15 protein-coding genes are annotated in these 15,268 nt (G+C 69.1%); 8 read left to right on the forward strand and 7 right to left on the reverse strand.

Annotated features, from left to right (window positions below; translation table 11 throughout):
• Positions 1-7 precede the first annotated feature (7 nt).
• Together AC0KXF_RS04945 and AC0KXF_RS04950 are read right to left on the reverse strand one after the other, a co-directional pair.
• On the reverse strand, positions 8-703 hold the full coding sequence (locus AC0KXF_RS04945; RefSeq protein WP_473108128.1) for a LuxR C-terminal-related transcriptional regulator: 696 nt from the start codon (positions 701-703) through the stop codon (positions 8-10).
• 105 nt (positions 704-808) lie between these two features.
• Positions 809-2,185, reverse strand: a complete 1,377-nt coding sequence (locus tag AC0KXF_RS04950) for a PspC domain-containing protein (protein ID WP_473108129.1) — start codon at positions 2,183-2,185, stop codon at positions 809-811.
• A gap of 115 nt (positions 2,186-2,300) precedes the next feature.
• On the opposite strand from AC0KXF_RS04950, the gene AC0KXF_RS04955 reads away from it, so the two are divergent.
• Together AC0KXF_RS04955 and AC0KXF_RS04960 are read left to right on the forward strand one after the other, a co-directional pair.
• Positions 2,301-4,121: a PspC domain-containing protein gene (locus tag AC0KXF_RS04955; RefSeq protein WP_473108130.1), complete on the forward strand. Its 1,821-nt coding sequence runs from the start codon at positions 2,301-2,303 to the stop codon at positions 4,119-4,121.
• Entirely contained in the window at positions 4,118-4,624 is a 507-nt protein-coding gene (locus AC0KXF_RS04960; RefSeq protein ID WP_473108131.1) for a hypothetical protein, read from the forward strand. Before AC0KXF_RS04955 ends, AC0KXF_RS04960 begins: the two co-directional genes overlap by 4 nt.
• A gap of 97 nt (positions 4,625-4,721) precedes the next feature.
• Here the strand turns inward: AC0KXF_RS04960 and AC0KXF_RS04965 are convergent, their stop codons facing one another.
• A complete protein-coding gene (locus AC0KXF_RS04965; protein WP_473108132.1) occupies positions 4,722-6,233 on the reverse strand; it encodes a sensor histidine kinase in 1,512 nt (503 codons plus the stop codon).
• A gap of 256 nt (positions 6,234-6,489) precedes the next feature.
• Between AC0KXF_RS04965 and AC0KXF_RS04970 the strand changes: the two genes are divergently transcribed.
• On the forward strand, positions 6,490-7,053 hold the full coding sequence (locus AC0KXF_RS04970; protein ID WP_473108133.1) for an Rv3235 family protein: 564 nt from the start codon (positions 6,490-6,492) through the stop codon (positions 7,051-7,053).
• Between the two features lie 12 nt (positions 7,054-7,065).
• Here AC0KXF_RS04970 and rlmB read toward each other — a convergent pair whose 3' ends face one another.
• From rlmB to phoU, 3 genes are all read right to left on the reverse strand, one after another.
• Positions 7,066-8,073, reverse strand: a complete 1,008-nt coding sequence (gene rlmB / locus AC0KXF_RS04975) for a 23S rRNA (guanosine(2251)-2'-O)-methyltransferase RlmB (RefSeq protein WP_473108134.1) — start codon at positions 8,071-8,073, stop codon at positions 7,066-7,068.
• Positions 8,070-9,521 (reverse strand): cysteine--tRNA ligase, encoded by a 1,452-nt coding sequence (cysS, locus tag AC0KXF_RS04980; protein ID WP_473108135.1) that lies wholly within the window; start codon positions 9,519-9,521, stop codon positions 8,070-8,072. Before cysS ends, rlmB begins: the two co-directional genes overlap by 4 nt.
• A gap of 142 nt (positions 9,522-9,663) precedes the next feature.
• Positions 9,664-10,305: a phosphate signaling complex protein PhoU gene (phoU, locus tag AC0KXF_RS04985; protein WP_223044809.1), complete on the reverse strand. Its 642-nt coding sequence runs from the start codon at positions 10,303-10,305 to the stop codon at positions 9,664-9,666.
• Between the two features lie 139 nt (positions 10,306-10,444).
• On the opposite strand from phoU, the gene AC0KXF_RS04990 reads away from it, so the two are divergent.
• Both AC0KXF_RS04990 and AC0KXF_RS04995 read left to right on the forward strand, forming a co-directional pair.
• On the forward strand, positions 10,445-11,683 hold the full coding sequence (locus AC0KXF_RS04990; RefSeq protein ID WP_473108136.1) for a sensor histidine kinase: 1,239 nt from the start codon (positions 10,445-10,447) through the stop codon (positions 11,681-11,683).
• Positions 11,683-12,378 carry a response regulator gene (locus tag AC0KXF_RS04995; protein WP_473108137.1) on the forward strand — a complete coding sequence of 232 codons (696 nt, stop codon included), beginning with the start codon at positions 11,683-11,685 and terminating at the stop codon, positions 12,376-12,378. The genes AC0KXF_RS04990 and AC0KXF_RS04995 overlap by 1 nt, the downstream gene beginning before the upstream one ends.
• A 130-nt stretch (positions 12,379-12,508) precedes the next feature.
• On the opposite strand, the gene AC0KXF_RS05000 is transcribed toward AC0KXF_RS04995, so the two are convergent.
• Entirely contained in the window at positions 12,509-13,102 is a 594-nt protein-coding gene (locus tag AC0KXF_RS05000; protein ID WP_473108138.1) for a DNA modification methylase, read from the reverse strand.
• A gap of 170 nt (positions 13,103-13,272) precedes the next feature.
• Between AC0KXF_RS05000 and AC0KXF_RS05005 the strand changes: the two genes are divergently transcribed.
• The 3 genes from AC0KXF_RS05005 (at position 13,273) to ispF (ending at position 15,228) form a co-directional block, all read left to right on the forward strand.
• Positions 13,273-13,758, forward strand: coding sequence for a CarD family transcriptional regulator (locus AC0KXF_RS05005; RefSeq protein WP_223044813.1), 486 nt, complete (start codon positions 13,273-13,275; stop codon positions 13,756-13,758).
• Between the two features lie 190 nt (positions 13,759-13,948).
• Positions 13,949-14,746: a 2-C-methyl-D-erythritol 4-phosphate cytidylyltransferase gene (gene ispD / locus AC0KXF_RS05010; protein ID WP_473108139.1), complete on the forward strand. Its 798-nt coding sequence runs from the start codon at positions 13,949-13,951 to the stop codon at positions 14,744-14,746.
• Complete coding sequence (ispF, locus tag AC0KXF_RS05015) at positions 14,743-15,228, forward strand: 2-C-methyl-D-erythritol 2,4-cyclodiphosphate synthase (RefSeq protein WP_473108140.1); 486 nt, start codon at positions 14,743-14,745, stop codon at positions 15,226-15,228. Before ispD ends, ispF begins: the two co-directional genes overlap by 4 nt.
• Positions 15,229-15,268 lie beyond the last annotated feature (40 nt).

Consider the following 15,268-nt stretch of genomic DNA (forward strand, 5'->3'; position numbering starts at 1 on the left):
CCGCGGTTCAGAGCAGTCGACGCTGGAGCGCCCACGCCGTGAGCTCGTGGCGGTTCGAGAGCTGCAGCTTCCGTAGGACGTTGGAGACGTGGGTCTCGACGGTCTTCACCGAGAGGAACAGCTCGGCCGCGACCTCCTTGTAGGCGTAGCCCCTGGCGATCATGCGCATCACCTCCTGCTCGCGCGCCGAAAGCCGGTCGAGTTCGTCGTCGGCCGCCGCCGTCTCACCGAGACCGGCGCCGAAGGCATCGAGTACGAAACCCGCCAGCCTCGGCGAGAACACCGCGTCGCCGCCGTGCACCCGCACCGCCGCCGCTGTCACCTCGGAACCCGAAGCGGCCTTGGTGAGGTAGCCGCGCGCGCCCGCTCGGATCACGCTCACCACGTCGTCGGCTGCGTCGGAGACGCTGAGTGCGAGAAACCGCGTCCCCCGCAGCGCCTGCTGGCCCGACAGTCTCTGCACGACCTCGGCGCCACCGCCGCCGGTACCGCCGGGGAGGTGCACGTCGAGCAGCACGACGTCCGGCACGAGCGCGGCGATGCGTTCCACGGCCTCGTCGACGCTCGCGGCTTCACCCACGACATCGAGCTGCTCCCCGAGTTCGGCGCGCAGACCGGTGCGGAAGATCTGGTGATCATCGACGATCACCACCCTGATCCGCGCGGCCGATCCATCGCGGCCCTCCGCCGTTGGATCAGTCATCTCGTTCGCTCCGTCGCCATTCGCTCACCGTTGCCTGCTCCATCGCCGCTCGCGCCCTCACCACTCGCTCCGCTACCGCCCGTTCCGTCATCGTTCGCTCCGTCATCATTCGCTCCTCTGACCGTCATACTGCTGAGCCGTTTCCGGCTCGGCGCCCTCGACGGGCATCTCGAGCCTCACCGATGTGCCCCCACCGGGGCCGGGCAGTATCCTCGCCGTGCCCCCGGCCCGCTCCATCCGCCCGAGAATCGACTCCCGCACGCCCATCCGCCCCTCCGGCAACTGGTCGAGGTCGAGCCCCGGGCCCCGATCCGTCACGTCGATCGAGATCCGATCCCTCGTCGATTCGATGTAGACCGTCACATCTCCGCCGGCGTGCTGCGCCGCGTTGAGCATCGCCTCCCGTGCGGCGAGCACGATCGGTTCGGGTGCCAGCGCACTCCCGCCGACCGAGACGATCTCGAACCGCACCGCGTGTCCCTCCTCCAGAGCCGCCGCCTGCGACCGAAGGTCGGCTTCCACGGCTTCGCGCGGCGGCTGCGGAGCGCCATCCGCAGCGCGGAACAACCACTCCCTCAACTCTCGTTCCTGACCGCGCGCGAGCCTCGCGACCTCGCTTCCGGGCTCGGATCGCTGCTGGATGAGCGCAAGGGTCTGCAGTACCGAGTCATGCAGGTGCGCCGCGATGTCCGAGCGCTCGGCCTCGCGGGCTCGCGCTGCCCGTTCGGCCATCAGTTCGCGATTGATCCGCAGCAGCCAGGGCGCGATGGCGAGCGCGACGCCCGCGAGCACCGCGAGCGAGGCCGCGATCACCGTCCAGGCATTCGGTTCGCGCGAGGTCACGAAGATCATGAGCACGCCCACCGCCACCAGGGCGAGGGCGCCGAGCACGCGCGGCAGCTGATTACGGTCGGGGCGATCGCGATCGGCGATCTGCCACCAGGTCAGGCCCACTCCGACCAGCACCGCCAGCGCGGGCAGCAGCAGTTCGAGTTCGAGATGGGCGCCCAGGCGATCGAGCACGAGGCCCGTGCCCGCGACCAGCAGGCACACCCCGAGCAGCAGCTCGGCGATCGGCCATCGCGCGCGCCTCGGCGATTCATCGCCGTTCGGTGCCGTCGGATCGTCATCGGTGTCCTCCGGCGACGTCGCTCGAGCCCCTCGATCGGAGAGGGAAGGCTCCCACTGCATCGACCCGCCAGCACCTGCCGCCCGCGGCGAGGGCCGTGCGGAGTCGACCGATCCCGCGGACGGCCGGGTGAGCGCGCGCCGCAGCGGCACGACGCCGTCGGTCTCGCCCGCAAGGGGCACCGTCGCCCAGAACCAGAGGTAGAGCAACCCGCCGGCGCCTCCCAGAAGGCACCCGAGAAGCATGGCGCCGCGCACCACCGTGACCGACCAGCCGAGATGCTCGGCGAGGCCGGCGCAGACACCGGCGAGGACGCCGGCGTCGCGCGAACGGGTGAGGGGCGGTCGTTGCATGATTCCATCCAAGCACGCACCACTGACGCTGACGGGCTCGGGGGGCGAAACGTCAGGGATCGATCAGGGTGATCCCCGATGGCACGGTGTCAGTGGTCGGCGTCAGACTCGAAGCATGAACGAATCATCAGAATCCGAACGCCAGGGAGGCGCCCCCGCAGGGCAGGGCTTCTTCGCCTGGCTCCGCGGCCTCGGCATCGTACGCGGCACCGATCGCTGGTTCGCCGGTGTCGCGGGCGGCATCGCGGCGAAGGCCGGGATCGACCCGCTCATCGTGCGCGGCATCTTCGTGGTGCTCGCGCTGCTCGGCGGCCCCGGAGTGATCCTCTACCTCGTCGGGTGGCTGCTGCTCCCCGACTTCACCGGTCGCATCCACGTGGAGGACATCTTCCGGGGGCGAGCGTCGGCCGGGGTGCTGACGGCGGCGATCATCTTCGCCTCGCTCGTCATCATTCCGGCGCTCTTCGGCTTCGTGCTGACCGGGGCACCGCTGCTCGGCGCTCCCGGCTTCTGGGGCTGGGATCTGTGGTCCTCGCTGAACGTGCCGCTCTGGATCCCGCGCACGGCCGCGTGGCTGTTCTGGATCGCCGTGCTGGTGCTCGGCTTCCTGTGGCTGCGCAGAGTGCTGCTGCAGCGCGGGCGGGAGCAGCGCGCGCAGCAGCACAGCGCTGCTGACCATCAGGCACACGCCTCAGCTGCACACGACGCGGCCTCCGGTGCCGCGCCGCCGAGTTCCGCGGCACCGGGCTCCGCAGCTCCGGATCCGGCATCGCCGGCGCCGCCCCGCGGAGCAGGCTTCGCCGCGGCTTCGGACGGCTCTGGCGCAGAGCGCCTCGGCCCAGCGCAGGCCGGCCCCGCGCCAGCCCCTCCCGCCGACACCCGTTCGTTCGCCGAGCGAGCCGACGAGTTCGCACGCCGCGCCTCCGACGGCGCGGCGGCCTGGGGCGAACAGGCGGGGGTCAAGGCCGCCCGCTGGGGCGAGGAGGTCGGTCGCCAGGCCGACGAGTGGAGTGCGCGCTACGCGGAGCATCACGATGCGCACCGCATGGGGCCTGCGCAAGCCGTGATCACCCTCGCCCTCGCGCTGCTCGCCGCGGGCGGCACGGCGCTCTGGGTGATGGGCCTCGGTACGGTTCCGGCCGTCAGCAGCGTTGCTCCGGCTCCGCTGATCGCGGCCATCGTCGCGGCGCTCGCGGTGCTGGCACTCTCGCTCATCGTCGCCGGTGTGCGCGGCCGGCACACCGGATGGATCGGGTTCCTCTCCGCCTGCGGTGTGTTCGCGCTGCTCATAACGGTAGTGCTGCCCTGGGGCATCCGTTTCCAGCCCTTCGGCAACGTGCATGTGGACGGCCTGGGCTCGGCCGGCAGCGTGGTCGTGGCAGGCACCGTCGATCTCGATCTGCGCGGGCTCGACTCGAATCCCGACGAGCAGCGCGATATCGAGGTCTGGCAGCTGGCGGGCAGCACGACCGTGCAGCTCCCCGAGCACCGCCCCACCGCCGTGCGGGTGAGGGTGCTCGCCGGCAACATCAAGGAGCAGACCGCGGGGCGAGACGGGTTCCGGGTGTCCGGCCCCTTCCTCTCCCACGCGACCGGCACGGCGCTCTCCGACACTCGGGACGCGTTCGACGACGACTCGGTCGCGCACGTCACCGTCTACCTGCTCGCCGGCAACGTGCGCATCGAGGGTGACGGCGCGAACCCGAGTGCTGCCGAACGCGAGCGCCTCGAAGAGCAACGGCGAGCCGATGAGCAGACTGAGCGGCAGACCGAAGCCGAACGCGAGCGCCTGAGCGAGGCGCAGGAGGAGCTCGACCGCGTGGAGTGGCAGCTCGAGGAGCCCGGGCTGCATTCGAGCGACCGGCAGGAGCTTGAGCGACGACGCGACGATCTGCGCGAGACTGTGGACGACCTCGAACAGGAGATGGCACGATGAACATGAGCGGCGACCCCACCGAGGAGCGGAGCGCGGAGAATCGGAGTTCGGAGAACCGCGGCGCGCAGGATCAGGGCACGCAGGGTCCCTTCGCCGGCGGGCACGACGACCTCGTACCCCCGCCACCCCCGGCCGATTTCGAGAGCACTCGGGCAGGGGGTGCGAACGGTCCCGGTGCGGGCGGGCCGACCGTCGGCGGAACCGATGCGGGAGGAACGGATACCGGCGAGCCGAGCACAGCCGCCACCCGCGCAACGGCTACGACCGAGACCGATACCGAAACGAAGCGCCCGCAGCAGTCTCACGGATGCAGCCGCGTCGGCCCCCGCACGGGTCCGATCGTCTGGGGCGCGCTGATCCTCGCCTTCTGCGGTTACGCGGCGCAGCGCGCCTTCGGATCCGGCGAACTCGACACCGCCTGGTGGATCACCGCGACCGTCATCGGTCTCGGGGTTCTGCTGCTGGTGGTGGGGGCGGTGATCCTGCTGCGCGGCAAGCGCTGATTGACAGCTAAGGCTAGTCAGCAGCGAGCGCTGGTCGGCAAGCGCCAGCCAGCCCGGAGACCGCATCGGTGAGGCTCGCTCACCGATGCGGTCTCCGCTATGCCGGGATGCGCGGGATCTCGCGCGTCTGGGCCGAAATCCAGTGCAGCGGTACCTGAACGGCGACGCGGGTTCCGCCGCCCTGGTCGGGCCCCCAGACGATGCTGCCGCCCAGCTCGCCCTCGACCAGCGTCCGCACGATCTGGGTGCCGAGCCCATCGCCCACGGTACCGCCGGGAAGCCCGGTGCCCGTGTCGACGATCTCGACGGAGAGACGCTCGTCAGTGCGATCCGCGTGGATGAACACCTCGCCCTCGCGACCGGCCAGGCCGTGCTCGACCGCGTTCGTCACGATCTCGGTGAGTGCCAGGGCGAGCGGCGTGGCGTACTCCGACGGCAGCTCCCCGAACTCGCCCTCCTTGCGCAGGTGAACAGTGGTGTTGTGCAGGCTCGCGACCTCGGCGGCGAGCCCAAGCACGCGGTCGAAGACCACGTCGAAGTCGACGATCTGCGCGAGCCCCGTCGACAGCGTGTCGTGCACCACCGCGATGGCGGCGACACGACGCATCGCCTGGCCGAGCACCTGCTTCGCTTCCTCGCTCCGAGCGCGGCGCGCCTGCACGCGCAGCAGCGATGCCACGGTCTGCAGGTTGTTCTTCACTCGGTGGTGGATCTCACGGATCGTCGCGTCCTTCGTGATGAGCTCCTGCGCCTGCTGACGCATCTCGGTGACGTCGCGCGTGAGCACGATGCCCCCCACCCTAGCCCCGTCGCGGATCACGGGGATCGAACGCAGGTTGACCGTGCGGCCCCGCGCGGTGATCTCTCCGCGTTTGGCGACCTTGCCCTGCGCGATGAGCGGCAGCGATTCGTTCGTGTCGAACTGTCCCTTGACGATGTCTGCGATGACCTCCGAGAAGTTCTCGCCCTCCAGTTCGTCGCGGTAGCCGAGCCTGTTGAAGATCGTCTGGGTGTTGGGGCTCGCGAATGTTGCGATGCCCTCGAGGTCGATGCGCACGAGTCCGTCCGAGGCGCGGGGCGCCCCGTGCTCGCGCACTGACGATGTACCGGGCGACGGGAAGAGGCCGTGCTGGATCATCGAGAACATATCACCGGAGACCTCGCGGAACGCCGCGCCGATGCGCGAGGCCGTCTGAGTGTCGGCGACGCTCGTGTGCACGGTCGCGACCGCGAAGGGGCCGTGCTCGGCGCCCTGTCCGTCTCGTCGGCTCACGGAGTAGGCGGAGAGACGCATGGGGTTCTCCTCGTACCAGGCCGGCGAGGTCGAGATGACGGGTTCCCCGCATCCCATGGCCGCATCGACCAGCTCGCGCCAGTCCGGGCGCAGGAACTCGCCGACGATGTCCCGGTAGAAGAGCGTCACCGAGCCCGCGGGGCGGCTGTGCGCTACCGCGAGGTAATCGCCGCTCTCGGTCGGCACCCAGAGCACGACGTCGCTGAGTGCGAGATCGGCCAGCAATTGCCAATCGAGGGCGAGCAGCTCGAGCCACTCGATCTCCTCTTCGTTCAGGGTCGAGTACTTCGTCGCGAGATCACGCAGAGTTGCCACCCCACCAGCCTAGTGGCCCGCGGGAACCGTGCATGTGCAGCTACGAACGCAACCGGCGCCTGTAAACACTTCACGACCAGGGCGAAGAAGTCTCTTGACCCCTCACAATGCGCGTTCCTTAGTGTGGGACTTCCATCGAGTTCTACAACACCTATCGCTGAAATCGGGGCGGTGGAACACGGAGACGGCTCCGGTTCACGGCCTCGCAGACCACGACCTCACAGACCACGAATCCACACCCCGAAAGGACTCCGCCATGCCCCGTTCCGCAGCCCTCACGGCCGCTCGCAGCCCTCAGCCGCTCCGGGTAGCGCCCGCGCAGTCCGTACCGACGTTCGAAGAAGCACGGCCACTCACAGCGGTTCCCGCGCTTCCACCCGAACCGCCGAGCTCGCCCGGCTCCCGGCCCGAGCGCCATCTCCGCCTCGTCGAGGATGAGGTCCCGGTCCACCCGTCGTTCGGCAGCCTGACGAGCGCCGATATCCCGCCGCCGGCAACGCGGTTGATTCAGAAACTGGCGCTCTTCGCGTTCGAAGCGCTCGAGGGGTCGCGCGCCGTCGCCCAGCTCGGCGGCTGGGTGACACCGGAGGTCGTGCAGCAGCTGCGAGAACGCCGCGCGGCGCGCACAGAGCGCCGCACGCTCTACGGCGATGAGCGACGCATCGTGGCGACCCCCGGTCGAGCGCATATCGGGCAGCCCCTGCCCCACATCGTCGAGGCGACTGTGGTGCTCTATGCGGAGCCCAGGACCCGCGCGGTCGCCCTGCGCTTCGAGCACGTCTCGGGTCGCTGGCGCGCCACCGACCTCACCGTGCTCTGACGGCGCACGGTCTCACCGCGAAGACTGCTCCGCGCGGAGCTTCGACACCTCGTAGAGCGCCACGCTCGCGGCGATCCCGGCGTTCAGTGACTCGGTGGCCGAGGAGATCGGGATCGACACCACGGCATCGCAGTGCTCGGTCACGAGTCGAGAGAGCCCCTTGCCCTCGCTACCGATGACCAGCACGAGCGGCCGGTCGGCGAGCTCGAGTCCGGGCAGCGATACGTCCCCGCCGCCGTCGAGGCCGAGCACGAACACCCCCTGCTTCTTGAATTCTTTGAGGGTCTGCGTGAGGTTCGAGGCCATGGCGACGGGGATGCGCGCGGCGGCACCCGCCGAGGTCTTCCACGCCGCCGAGTTGAGGCCGGCCGACCGGCGCTGGGGCACGACCACTCCCTGTCCGCCGAATGCCGCGGTCGAGCGGATGATCGCCCCGAGGTTGCGGGGATCGGTCACGCCGTCGAGCGCCACGATCAGCGGCACCTCGTCGCGGTCGATGATCTCGTCGAGCATCTCGAGCGGGTGTGCGTACTCCATCGGCGGCACCTTGAGCACGACGCCCTGGTGCACCGTGTCGCGCTCGGTCATACGGTCCATCTCGGGACGCATCACCTCGAGCACCGGCAGGTTCCTATTGGTCGCGAGACGCAGGATCTCCCGCGTGCGGTCGTCCATCTCGATGCGGGCGGCGACGTAGAGCGCGGTGGCGGGGATCCTCGTGCGCAGCGCCTCGAGCACCGCGTTGCGGCCGGTCACGAGCTCCGATTCGTCCTTCTTCGAGCCGCCGCGGGGCCCGCCTCCAGCGGGCCGTCCCGCCCCGGCTGCCGCGTGGCGCTGCTTGGCGGCCTCGTAGCGCTCGCGCGCCTTCTTCGCCTTGTGCGCGGGGTGGTACTCGCGATCCTCGGCACGGGGTGTGGGCCCGCGCCCCTCGAGGGCCTGACGTCCCTGCCCTCCGGAGCCGACGGCCTTGCCGAGACCCTTCTTGCGAACGGCGCCAGTACGGCTCTTCTTATTACTCATGACAGGCTCCAGCGGGTTCCGTTCGGGGTGTCTTCCAGCGCGATCCCCGCAGCCGACAGGCTGTCGCGGATCGCATCGCTCGTGGCGAAGTCTTTGTTCTTACGGGCCTCGGCGCGCTGCTCGATGAGCGCGGTTGCGAGTGCGTCGAGCGCGGTGCGAGACGCATCGTCGGTGCCGGATCCCGAGTCCCACGCCGGATCGGTCGGGTTCAGGCCGAGCACATCGAGCATGGCGTGCACCTCAGCCGCGGAGCGAAGAACCTGCTCGGCGTCTCCAGCGTCGAGCGCCGCGTTGCCCGCGCGCACCGAGCCGTGCAGCGCGGCGAGGGCCTGCGGGATCGCGAAGTCGTCGAGCATCGCCTCCGCGAAGGCTGCGGGTACGGCCGAAGCGGTGCCCGCACCGGGATTCTGCGATTCGCGTCGCTCGCGCAGAACCGCGCCCTCCGCCCGCTCCAGGAACCCCTCGATCCGCGAGAACGCCGCCTCGGCCTCGGCGAGCGAGGTCTCCGAGAACTCGAGCACGGAGCGGTAGTGGGCCGAGCCGAGGAAGTAGCGCAGCACGATCGGCCGCGACGCCGCGAGCAGATCGGCGGCGAAGAGCGAGTTGCCGAGCGACTTCGACATCTTCTGACCGCCCGTGTTGACGAGGCCGTTGTGGATCCAGTGCCGCGCGAACGGCTGCCCGGCAGCGGTCGACTGGGCCAACTCGTTCTCGTGGTGCGGGAATCGCAGGTCGAGGCCGCCGCCGTGGATGTCGAACTCCTCACCGAGATAGCGGGTCGCCATCGCCGAGCATTCGATGTGCCACCCCGGCCGGCCGCGACCCCATGGCGAGGACCACGAGGCCGACTCCGGCTCGTGCGCACGGTGCGCCTTCCACAGGGCGAAGTCCCGCGGATCCCGCTTTCCCACCGGCTCCGAATCGGCCGCGTCCTCCATCTGCTCGCGGCTCTGCCGCGTGAGCGCACCGTACTCCGCCCAGCTCGCGGTGTCAAAGTAGACGCTGCCCGAGCCGTCGGCCGCGGGGTAGGCGTGCCCTCGCTCGATCAACCGCTCGATGAGAGCGATCATCTCGGCGATGTTCGCCGTCGCCCGCGGTTCATAAGTGGGCGGCAGCACGCCGATCGCGTCATAGGCGGCGGTGAAGTCGCGCTCCACCCGGTAGGCCAGCGCCCACCACTGCTCCGTCGATCCCGAATCCTGCGCGGCACGCGCATTGTCGAGGATTTTGTCGTCGATGTCGGTGACGTTGCGGATCAGGGTGACGTCATGGCCGGTCGCCTCGAACCAGCGCCGCATCTGATCGTAGACGAGCGCACTGCGCAGGTGCCCGATATGGGGCGCTGACTGCACGGTCGGGCCGCAGACGTAGAGGCCGATCCGGCCCGTCTCGATGGGCTCGAAATCGACGACCTGCTGCGCGCGCGAATCGTAGATGCGTTGTCTCACCCTGCAAGCCTACTGCCGTCAGCTGATCGAAGCGGTGCATCGCAGGACTGTTTCGAAGTCGTCACCCTGCGTCGACCGAGTAAGGCGCAGGTTCTCACGGGGGACCCTGCGACTCCGACCGACGCAGTCGTGTCCTCGCAGATCAGTCCAGCGTGCCGCTCAGGAAGAACTGCACCTGCTTGGCGATGCTCACAGCGTGATCACCGAAGCGCTCGTGGTACCGGCTCGCGAGCGTCGCGTCGACCGCGCCCATCGGGTTCGCGGCGAGCTTGTCGCTCAGCACCTTCTCGAACACCTTCGCGTGCAGCTCGTCGAGGTCGTCGTCGAGATCGCGCACCTCCGCGATCACTCTGGGCTCCTGCGTGCTGAGCAGTTCGACGATCTTGCTCGCCATCTCGACGTCGAGCGCGCCCATGCGCACGAAGATCTTCTTCAGCCCCTTCGGGATCGCGCTCTCGGGATAGCGGTAGCGCGCGAGCTGGGCGATGTGCTGCGCGAGGTCGCCCATGCGCTCGAGCGAGGCGCTCATGCGCAGCGCGCCGACCATGAGCCGGAGGTCCGAAGCGACGGGCTGCTGTCTGGCGAGGATGTCGATGGTGAGCTGGTCGAGCTCCGCCGCGAGCACATCGATCTCGTCGGCGCCGTCGAGCACGCGCTCCGCGAGCGCCACGTCGGAGTTGCCGAACGCCGCGGTCGCATTCTCGATCGCTTCCTCTACGAGCTCGGCGATCTTGACCAGGCGCTCCTGCACCTCGCGCAGTTCCTGCTGAAAGACCTCACGCATGCGGTTTCCTCTCTGAGTCTTCGCGCCCCACGGGCACCCTCACCAGTCTGGGCCGGGCCGATGAACCCCTGCGCACGGGCAGGTGAACAACAGTTGAACTCTGGATCTCGCACCGGGGGCCACCTCTACGATAAAAGACATGGACCCGACCCTGCTCGTTCTCGCTTCGACAGCACTGGGAGCAGTGGCCGGCGCGGCCGTCGCCGTCGCGATCCTGAGCCTGCGCAGAGCCGGCATCCGCAGGGCCGCAGAGCTGAGACCCGAGCTGGGTGACGTCGCGACCACGATCCTCGACGAGATCGACATGTTCGCGGTGATCCTCGACTCCTCGCTCACTCCCGTGTATGCGAATCCGGTCGCCCGCCAGGAGCGCCACATCAGCGACGAAGACATCCGAAACCCGGAATTCCTGCTCCGAGTACGCCGGGTGATGACCTCGGGGGTGCCCGACACCCACGAGCCGGATCCGACCGACCCCTCCGACACCGTCCGCATTCACATCGTGCGCATCCAGCGCCGTTTCGTGGTGGTGCTGGCCGAAGACCTCGGCGAGGAACAGCGGGTGAACGCGATGCGACGCGATTTCATCGCGAACGTGAGCCACGAGCTCAAGACCCCCATCGCCGCGATCGGCCTCCTCTCGGAAGCCGTGCAGCAGGCCGCCGATGAGCCGGAACTCGTGCGCGGGTTCGCGAAGAGCCTCGTCAAGGAGTCGCGCAGGCTCGGCGAGCTCAGCCGCGACATCATCCAGCTCTCCGAGGCGCAGTCGTCGCTGCGACCGGAGGATCGCGAGACCGTCTCACTGCGCGATCTCGTGCGCAGCGAGACCGAGTCCCATCGCGAGTTCGCGGCGCAGCACGGCATCGAGCTGGTCATCACCGACGACTCCGCGAAGGGGCGCGACGCGCTGATCCTCGGCCGCCCCACCTCGCTCGGCGCCGCTGTAGCGAACCTGCTGAGCAACGCGATCAGGCACTCCCCCGAGGGCGGGAGGGTCGGGATCGGCATGACGATCGAGCGCCGCAACTTCCTCGTGACCGTCACCGATCAGGGCGAGGGCATCGCACCCGAGCACCTCGGGCGCATCTTCGAGCGGTTCTACCGCGTCGACGGCGCCCGCACCCGCGGCGAGGGCGGCACCGGGCTGGGACTCAGCATCACGAGGCACACGATGCGCGCGCACGGGGGTGACGTCGACGTGTGGTCGCAGCCCGGCATCGGATCCAGCTTCACACTCACCTTCCCGCTCTACGACCCCGAGGGCTCCGCCAAGATCTCCAAGCGCGCGAAGAAGGCCAAGCGCGCCGTCCGCGAGCACGCGGAGACCCCACAGCAGCAGCGTGCCGCTCCGGCGGCCCCCCAGAAAGGACACCGGTAGTGGCACAGCACATCCTGCTCGTCGAGGACGAGGAGTCGATCTCCCGACCGCTCTCCTTCCTACTCGAACGCGAGGGCTATCGGGTTACCGTCGTGGACGACGGCGGCGAGGCGGTCGGAGCTTTCACCGGCGCGCAGCCGGATCTCGTGCTGCTCGACCTCATGCTGCCCGGGCTGCCCGGTACGGAGGTCTGCCGCGCGATCCGGCAGACCTCGCAGGTGCCGATCATCATGCTCACCGCGAAGGACAGCGAGATCGACGTCGTCGTGGGCCTCGAGCTGGGGGCCGACGACTACATCACGAAGCCCTACTCGACGCGCGAGCTGCTCGCGCGCGTGCGCGCCGCTCTGCGCCGATCCGGGGTGAGCGAGGAAGAGCGCGTGGGCCCCGGCGACGAGATGGTGCTCGAGGAGCTCGGGATCCGCCTCGACTCCGAACGCCACGCCGTGACCGTGCGCGGCGAAGAGATCGCGATGCCGCTGCGCGAGTTCGAGCTGCTCGAGATGCTCATGCGCCACTCGGGGCGCGTGCTGACGCGCGGGCAGCTCATCGATCGTGTGTGGGGCAGCAACTACTACGGCGACACGAAGACGCTCGACGTGCACGTCAAGCGCATCCGCGCCCGCATCGAGGAGGAGCCCTCGAACCCCAAGCTCATCTCCACCGTGCGGGGCGTGGGCTACCGTTTCGGCTGAGGCTCGGCCTCTGAGCCCCCTGAACCTCCTCGCTCCCTGAGCTTGCCGAAGAAGGGAACGAGGACCGTCCAATCAATGCAGAGAGCCCCGGATCCGCTTTGGATCCGGGGCTCTCTTGCGCTCGGGAACCCTACTGGGGCTCACCCTCTTCGTTCTCGGCGACGTGCGACTGATCGGCCTCCTGGTCGGCAGCGGTCGCCTCATCGGCCTTGTCGGTCTTATCGGCCTTGCTCGCGGAGAAGTCGGCGGGGAGCACGTAGTCGCGGTACTCGGCGAGCGTGCCGTCCAGCACCGGGATCTCGTACTCGACCTCGGGGGTCCCCGCAACCTGGAAGTACGCGGTGACCGTCGAACCGACCTCGACCCCGGGCAGGGCCACCAGCACGGGAGTCTGCTCGCCTTCAGGGTTGCCGAAGCGGGTGTTCCCCTCGGGGACATCGAACTCGGCACTCGCCGAGGCGGACCCCTCGCCGACGAAGTTGATGGTGAGCTGCTGGTCGCCGCCGCTGCGGTTCACCGCGCTGAACACGACGTTGAAGTTCTCGCCGGACTCATCAGCGACGAGCATGATGTTGCGCACATCCACGTGCTCCGTGGAGACATCGCGGCCGTCGCTGGGAGCGTAGGGCTCGAGCGTGCCCTGGGGCGCGATCAGGCTGCATCCGGTCGCGCCGAGCGCGAGTGCCGCCGCCAGTGCGACGGACGAGGCGATCCGAATCTTCAAGAGGTCCTCCGAGCCGTGGGTCGATTCGTTGACGTGCGTCGCAAACCGCGAACACAGTTTGAACTCATCATAACCGTCCGCGTTCCGCGCATGCAGCTTAGGCAACCCTAACCAACAAGTGACGAGTGTGGTATTCTAGTACCTGAACTGCTGTAGAAGGAGCAAACTCGATGCAATTTGAGGTCGGAGAGACCGTTGTCTTCCCCCACCACGGTGCCGCCAGGATCATCGATGTCAAGAAGCGCAAGCTCGGCGGTGAAGAGAAGCTCTTCCTGAAGCTGCAGGTCGACCAGGGCGACCTCACCATCGAGGTCCCGGCCGAGAACTGCGAGCTCGTCGGCGTGCGCGACGTCATCGACAAGGAGGGGCTCGAGCGCGTATTCGAGGTGCTGCGCGCGCCCTTCACCGAAGAGCCCACCAACTGGTCGCGCCGATACAAGGCCAACACCGAAAAGCTCGCCTCGGGCGACGTGATCAAGGTGTCCGAGGTCGTGCGCGACCTGTGGCGCCGCGATCAGGAGGTGCGCTCGCTCTCCGCCGGCGAGAAGCGCATGCTCGCGAAGGCCCGCCAGATCCTCGTCTCGGAGCTCGCGCTCGCCGAGAAGACCGATGAGGACAAGGCCTCCGAGGTACTCGATCAGGTGCTCGCTTCCTAAGAAGGTCTGAGCCTCGGGATCCCGATCCCGCACCCGAAACGCCCCGCCCCGAGCGGGGCGTTTCGCGTTTTCGGCACGCTTCGGCCCCCAAGGAGGAGATCCGCGCCCGTGCGGGCCGGTCCTGGAATTTCTTCCTACCTGGGGAACGATCTCCTCATCGCGGGCCTCGCTCCGGCGGTACGCTGGGGCCATGAAGACACTCGCGAACGACTTCTCCGGATCGACTCCGCACGCGCTTCCCTCGCTGGGCGTGGTACTCGTCGCCGCGGGCCGTGGCGAGCGCCTCGGCGCAGGCACCCCGAAGGCGTTCGTCGAGCTGCACGGGCGGGCACTGCTCGAGTTCGGGATCGGGGTCGCTACCTCACTCCCCCACGCGGGGCACCTCGTGGTGGTCGCCCCCGAATCGCACGCCGCACTCGCACTCGAGATCGTCGAGCAGGTGCTGCCCGAGGAATCGCCATGGGAGGTCTCGGTGGTGCACGGGGGCCGCGAGCGTCACGAATCGGTGCGCTTCGGCCTCGAGGCTCTGCCCGAGAGCGTCGAGACGGTGCTTGTGCACGATGCAGCCCGCCCCTTCGCGAGCGCCGAGCTCTTCGAGCGCGTGCTCGCCGAGGTCGTGCGCACCGGTGACGCGGTGGTGCCGGCGCTGCCCGTCGTCGACACCCTCAAGCGCGTCGATGAGGACGGGATCGTGCACGAGACCGTGGATCGCGCGACGCTGGTCGCCGTGCAGACCCCGCAGGGCTTCGTGCGCGAAACGCTCGCTGCCGCGCACGCCACAGCGCAGATCCAACAGGAGGACGACGCCCCCACCGACGACGCCGAGGTCATGCAACGCGCGGGTGCTCGGGTGCGCACGATCGAGGGTGAGCAGCGCGCTCACAAGCTGACGACGCCGGCCGACCTCGCGCTCCTCGAGCATTTCCTCACGGAGAACCTGCTCGGCCGCGAAGCCGCGCCCGCCGGAACGCACGGGGCCGCCCTGTGAACGCGCAGCTCCCGGCGATCCGCGTGGGCAACGGCTTCGACGTGCACGCCTACGATGCGGGATCGCCCCTGCGCCTGGCGGGCCTCGAGTGGCCGGACGAGCCGGGCCTCTCGGGTCACAGCGACGGTGACGCCGTCTGCCACGCGGTCGTCGACGCCCTGCTGTCGGCCGCCGGGCTCGGAGACATCGGGGAGCTCGTCGGCGTGGATGAGCCCGGAACCGAGGGAGCCGACAGCACGCGGTTCGTACAACTCGCGCTCGCGAGACTCGCCGAGCACGGGTGGCGCCCCGTCAACGTCTCGGTGCAGATCGTCGGCAACTCGCCCAGGTTCGCTCCGCGAAGAGACGAGGCGCAGTGGCGCATGTCGAAACTCGTCAGGGCCCCGGTCTCCCTCGCGGCGACGACCACCGATCACCTCGGCTTCACCGGCCGCGGCGAGGGCCTCGCCGCGATCGCGACCGCGCTGATCGAGCAGGTCTGAGCAGCTCTGAACGAGCAGCTCTGAACGAGCAGGCGCTCCG

This window comes from Leucobacter holotrichiae, from assembly GCF_055791005.1.

What these genes read in the sequence shown, in the direction of transcription:
- ispD (WP_473108139.1), top strand. Translation starts at nt 13,949, where the DNA reads ATGAAGACACTCGCGAACGACTTCTCCGGATCGACTCCGCACGCGCTT.
- AC0KXF_RS04955 (WP_473108130.1), top strand. Translation starts at nt 2,301, where the DNA reads ATGAACGAATCATCAGAATCCGAACGCCAGGGAGGCGCCCCCGCAGGG.
- AC0KXF_RS04945 (WP_473108128.1), bottom strand. Translation starts at nt 703, where the DNA reads ATGACTGATCCAACGGCGGAGGGCCGCGATGGATCGGCCGCGCGGATC.
- phoU (WP_223044809.1), bottom strand. Translation starts at nt 10,305, where the DNA reads ATGCGTGAGGTCTTTCAGCAGGAACTGCGCGAGGTGCAGGAGCGCCTG.
- rlmB (WP_473108134.1), bottom strand. Translation starts at nt 8,073, where the DNA reads ATGAGTAATAAGAAGAGCCGTACTGGCGCCGTTCGCAAGAAGGGTCTC.
- AC0KXF_RS05005 (WP_223044813.1), top strand. Translation starts at nt 13,273, where the DNA reads ATGCAATTTGAGGTCGGAGAGACCGTTGTCTTCCCCCACCACGGTGCC.
- AC0KXF_RS04960 (WP_473108131.1), top strand. Translation starts at nt 4,118, where the DNA reads ATGAACATGAGCGGCGACCCCACCGAGGAGCGGAGCGCGGAGAATCGG.
- AC0KXF_RS04990 (WP_473108136.1), top strand. Translation starts at nt 10,445, where the DNA reads ATGGACCCGACCCTGCTCGTTCTCGCTTCGACAGCACTGGGAGCAGTG.
- AC0KXF_RS04950 (WP_473108129.1), bottom strand. Translation starts at nt 2,185, where the DNA reads ATGCAACGACCGCCCCTCACCCGTTCGCGCGACGCCGGCGTCCTCGCC.
- AC0KXF_RS04970 (WP_473108133.1), top strand. Translation starts at nt 6,490, where the DNA reads ATGCCCCGTTCCGCAGCCCTCACGGCCGCTCGCAGCCCTCAGCCGCTC.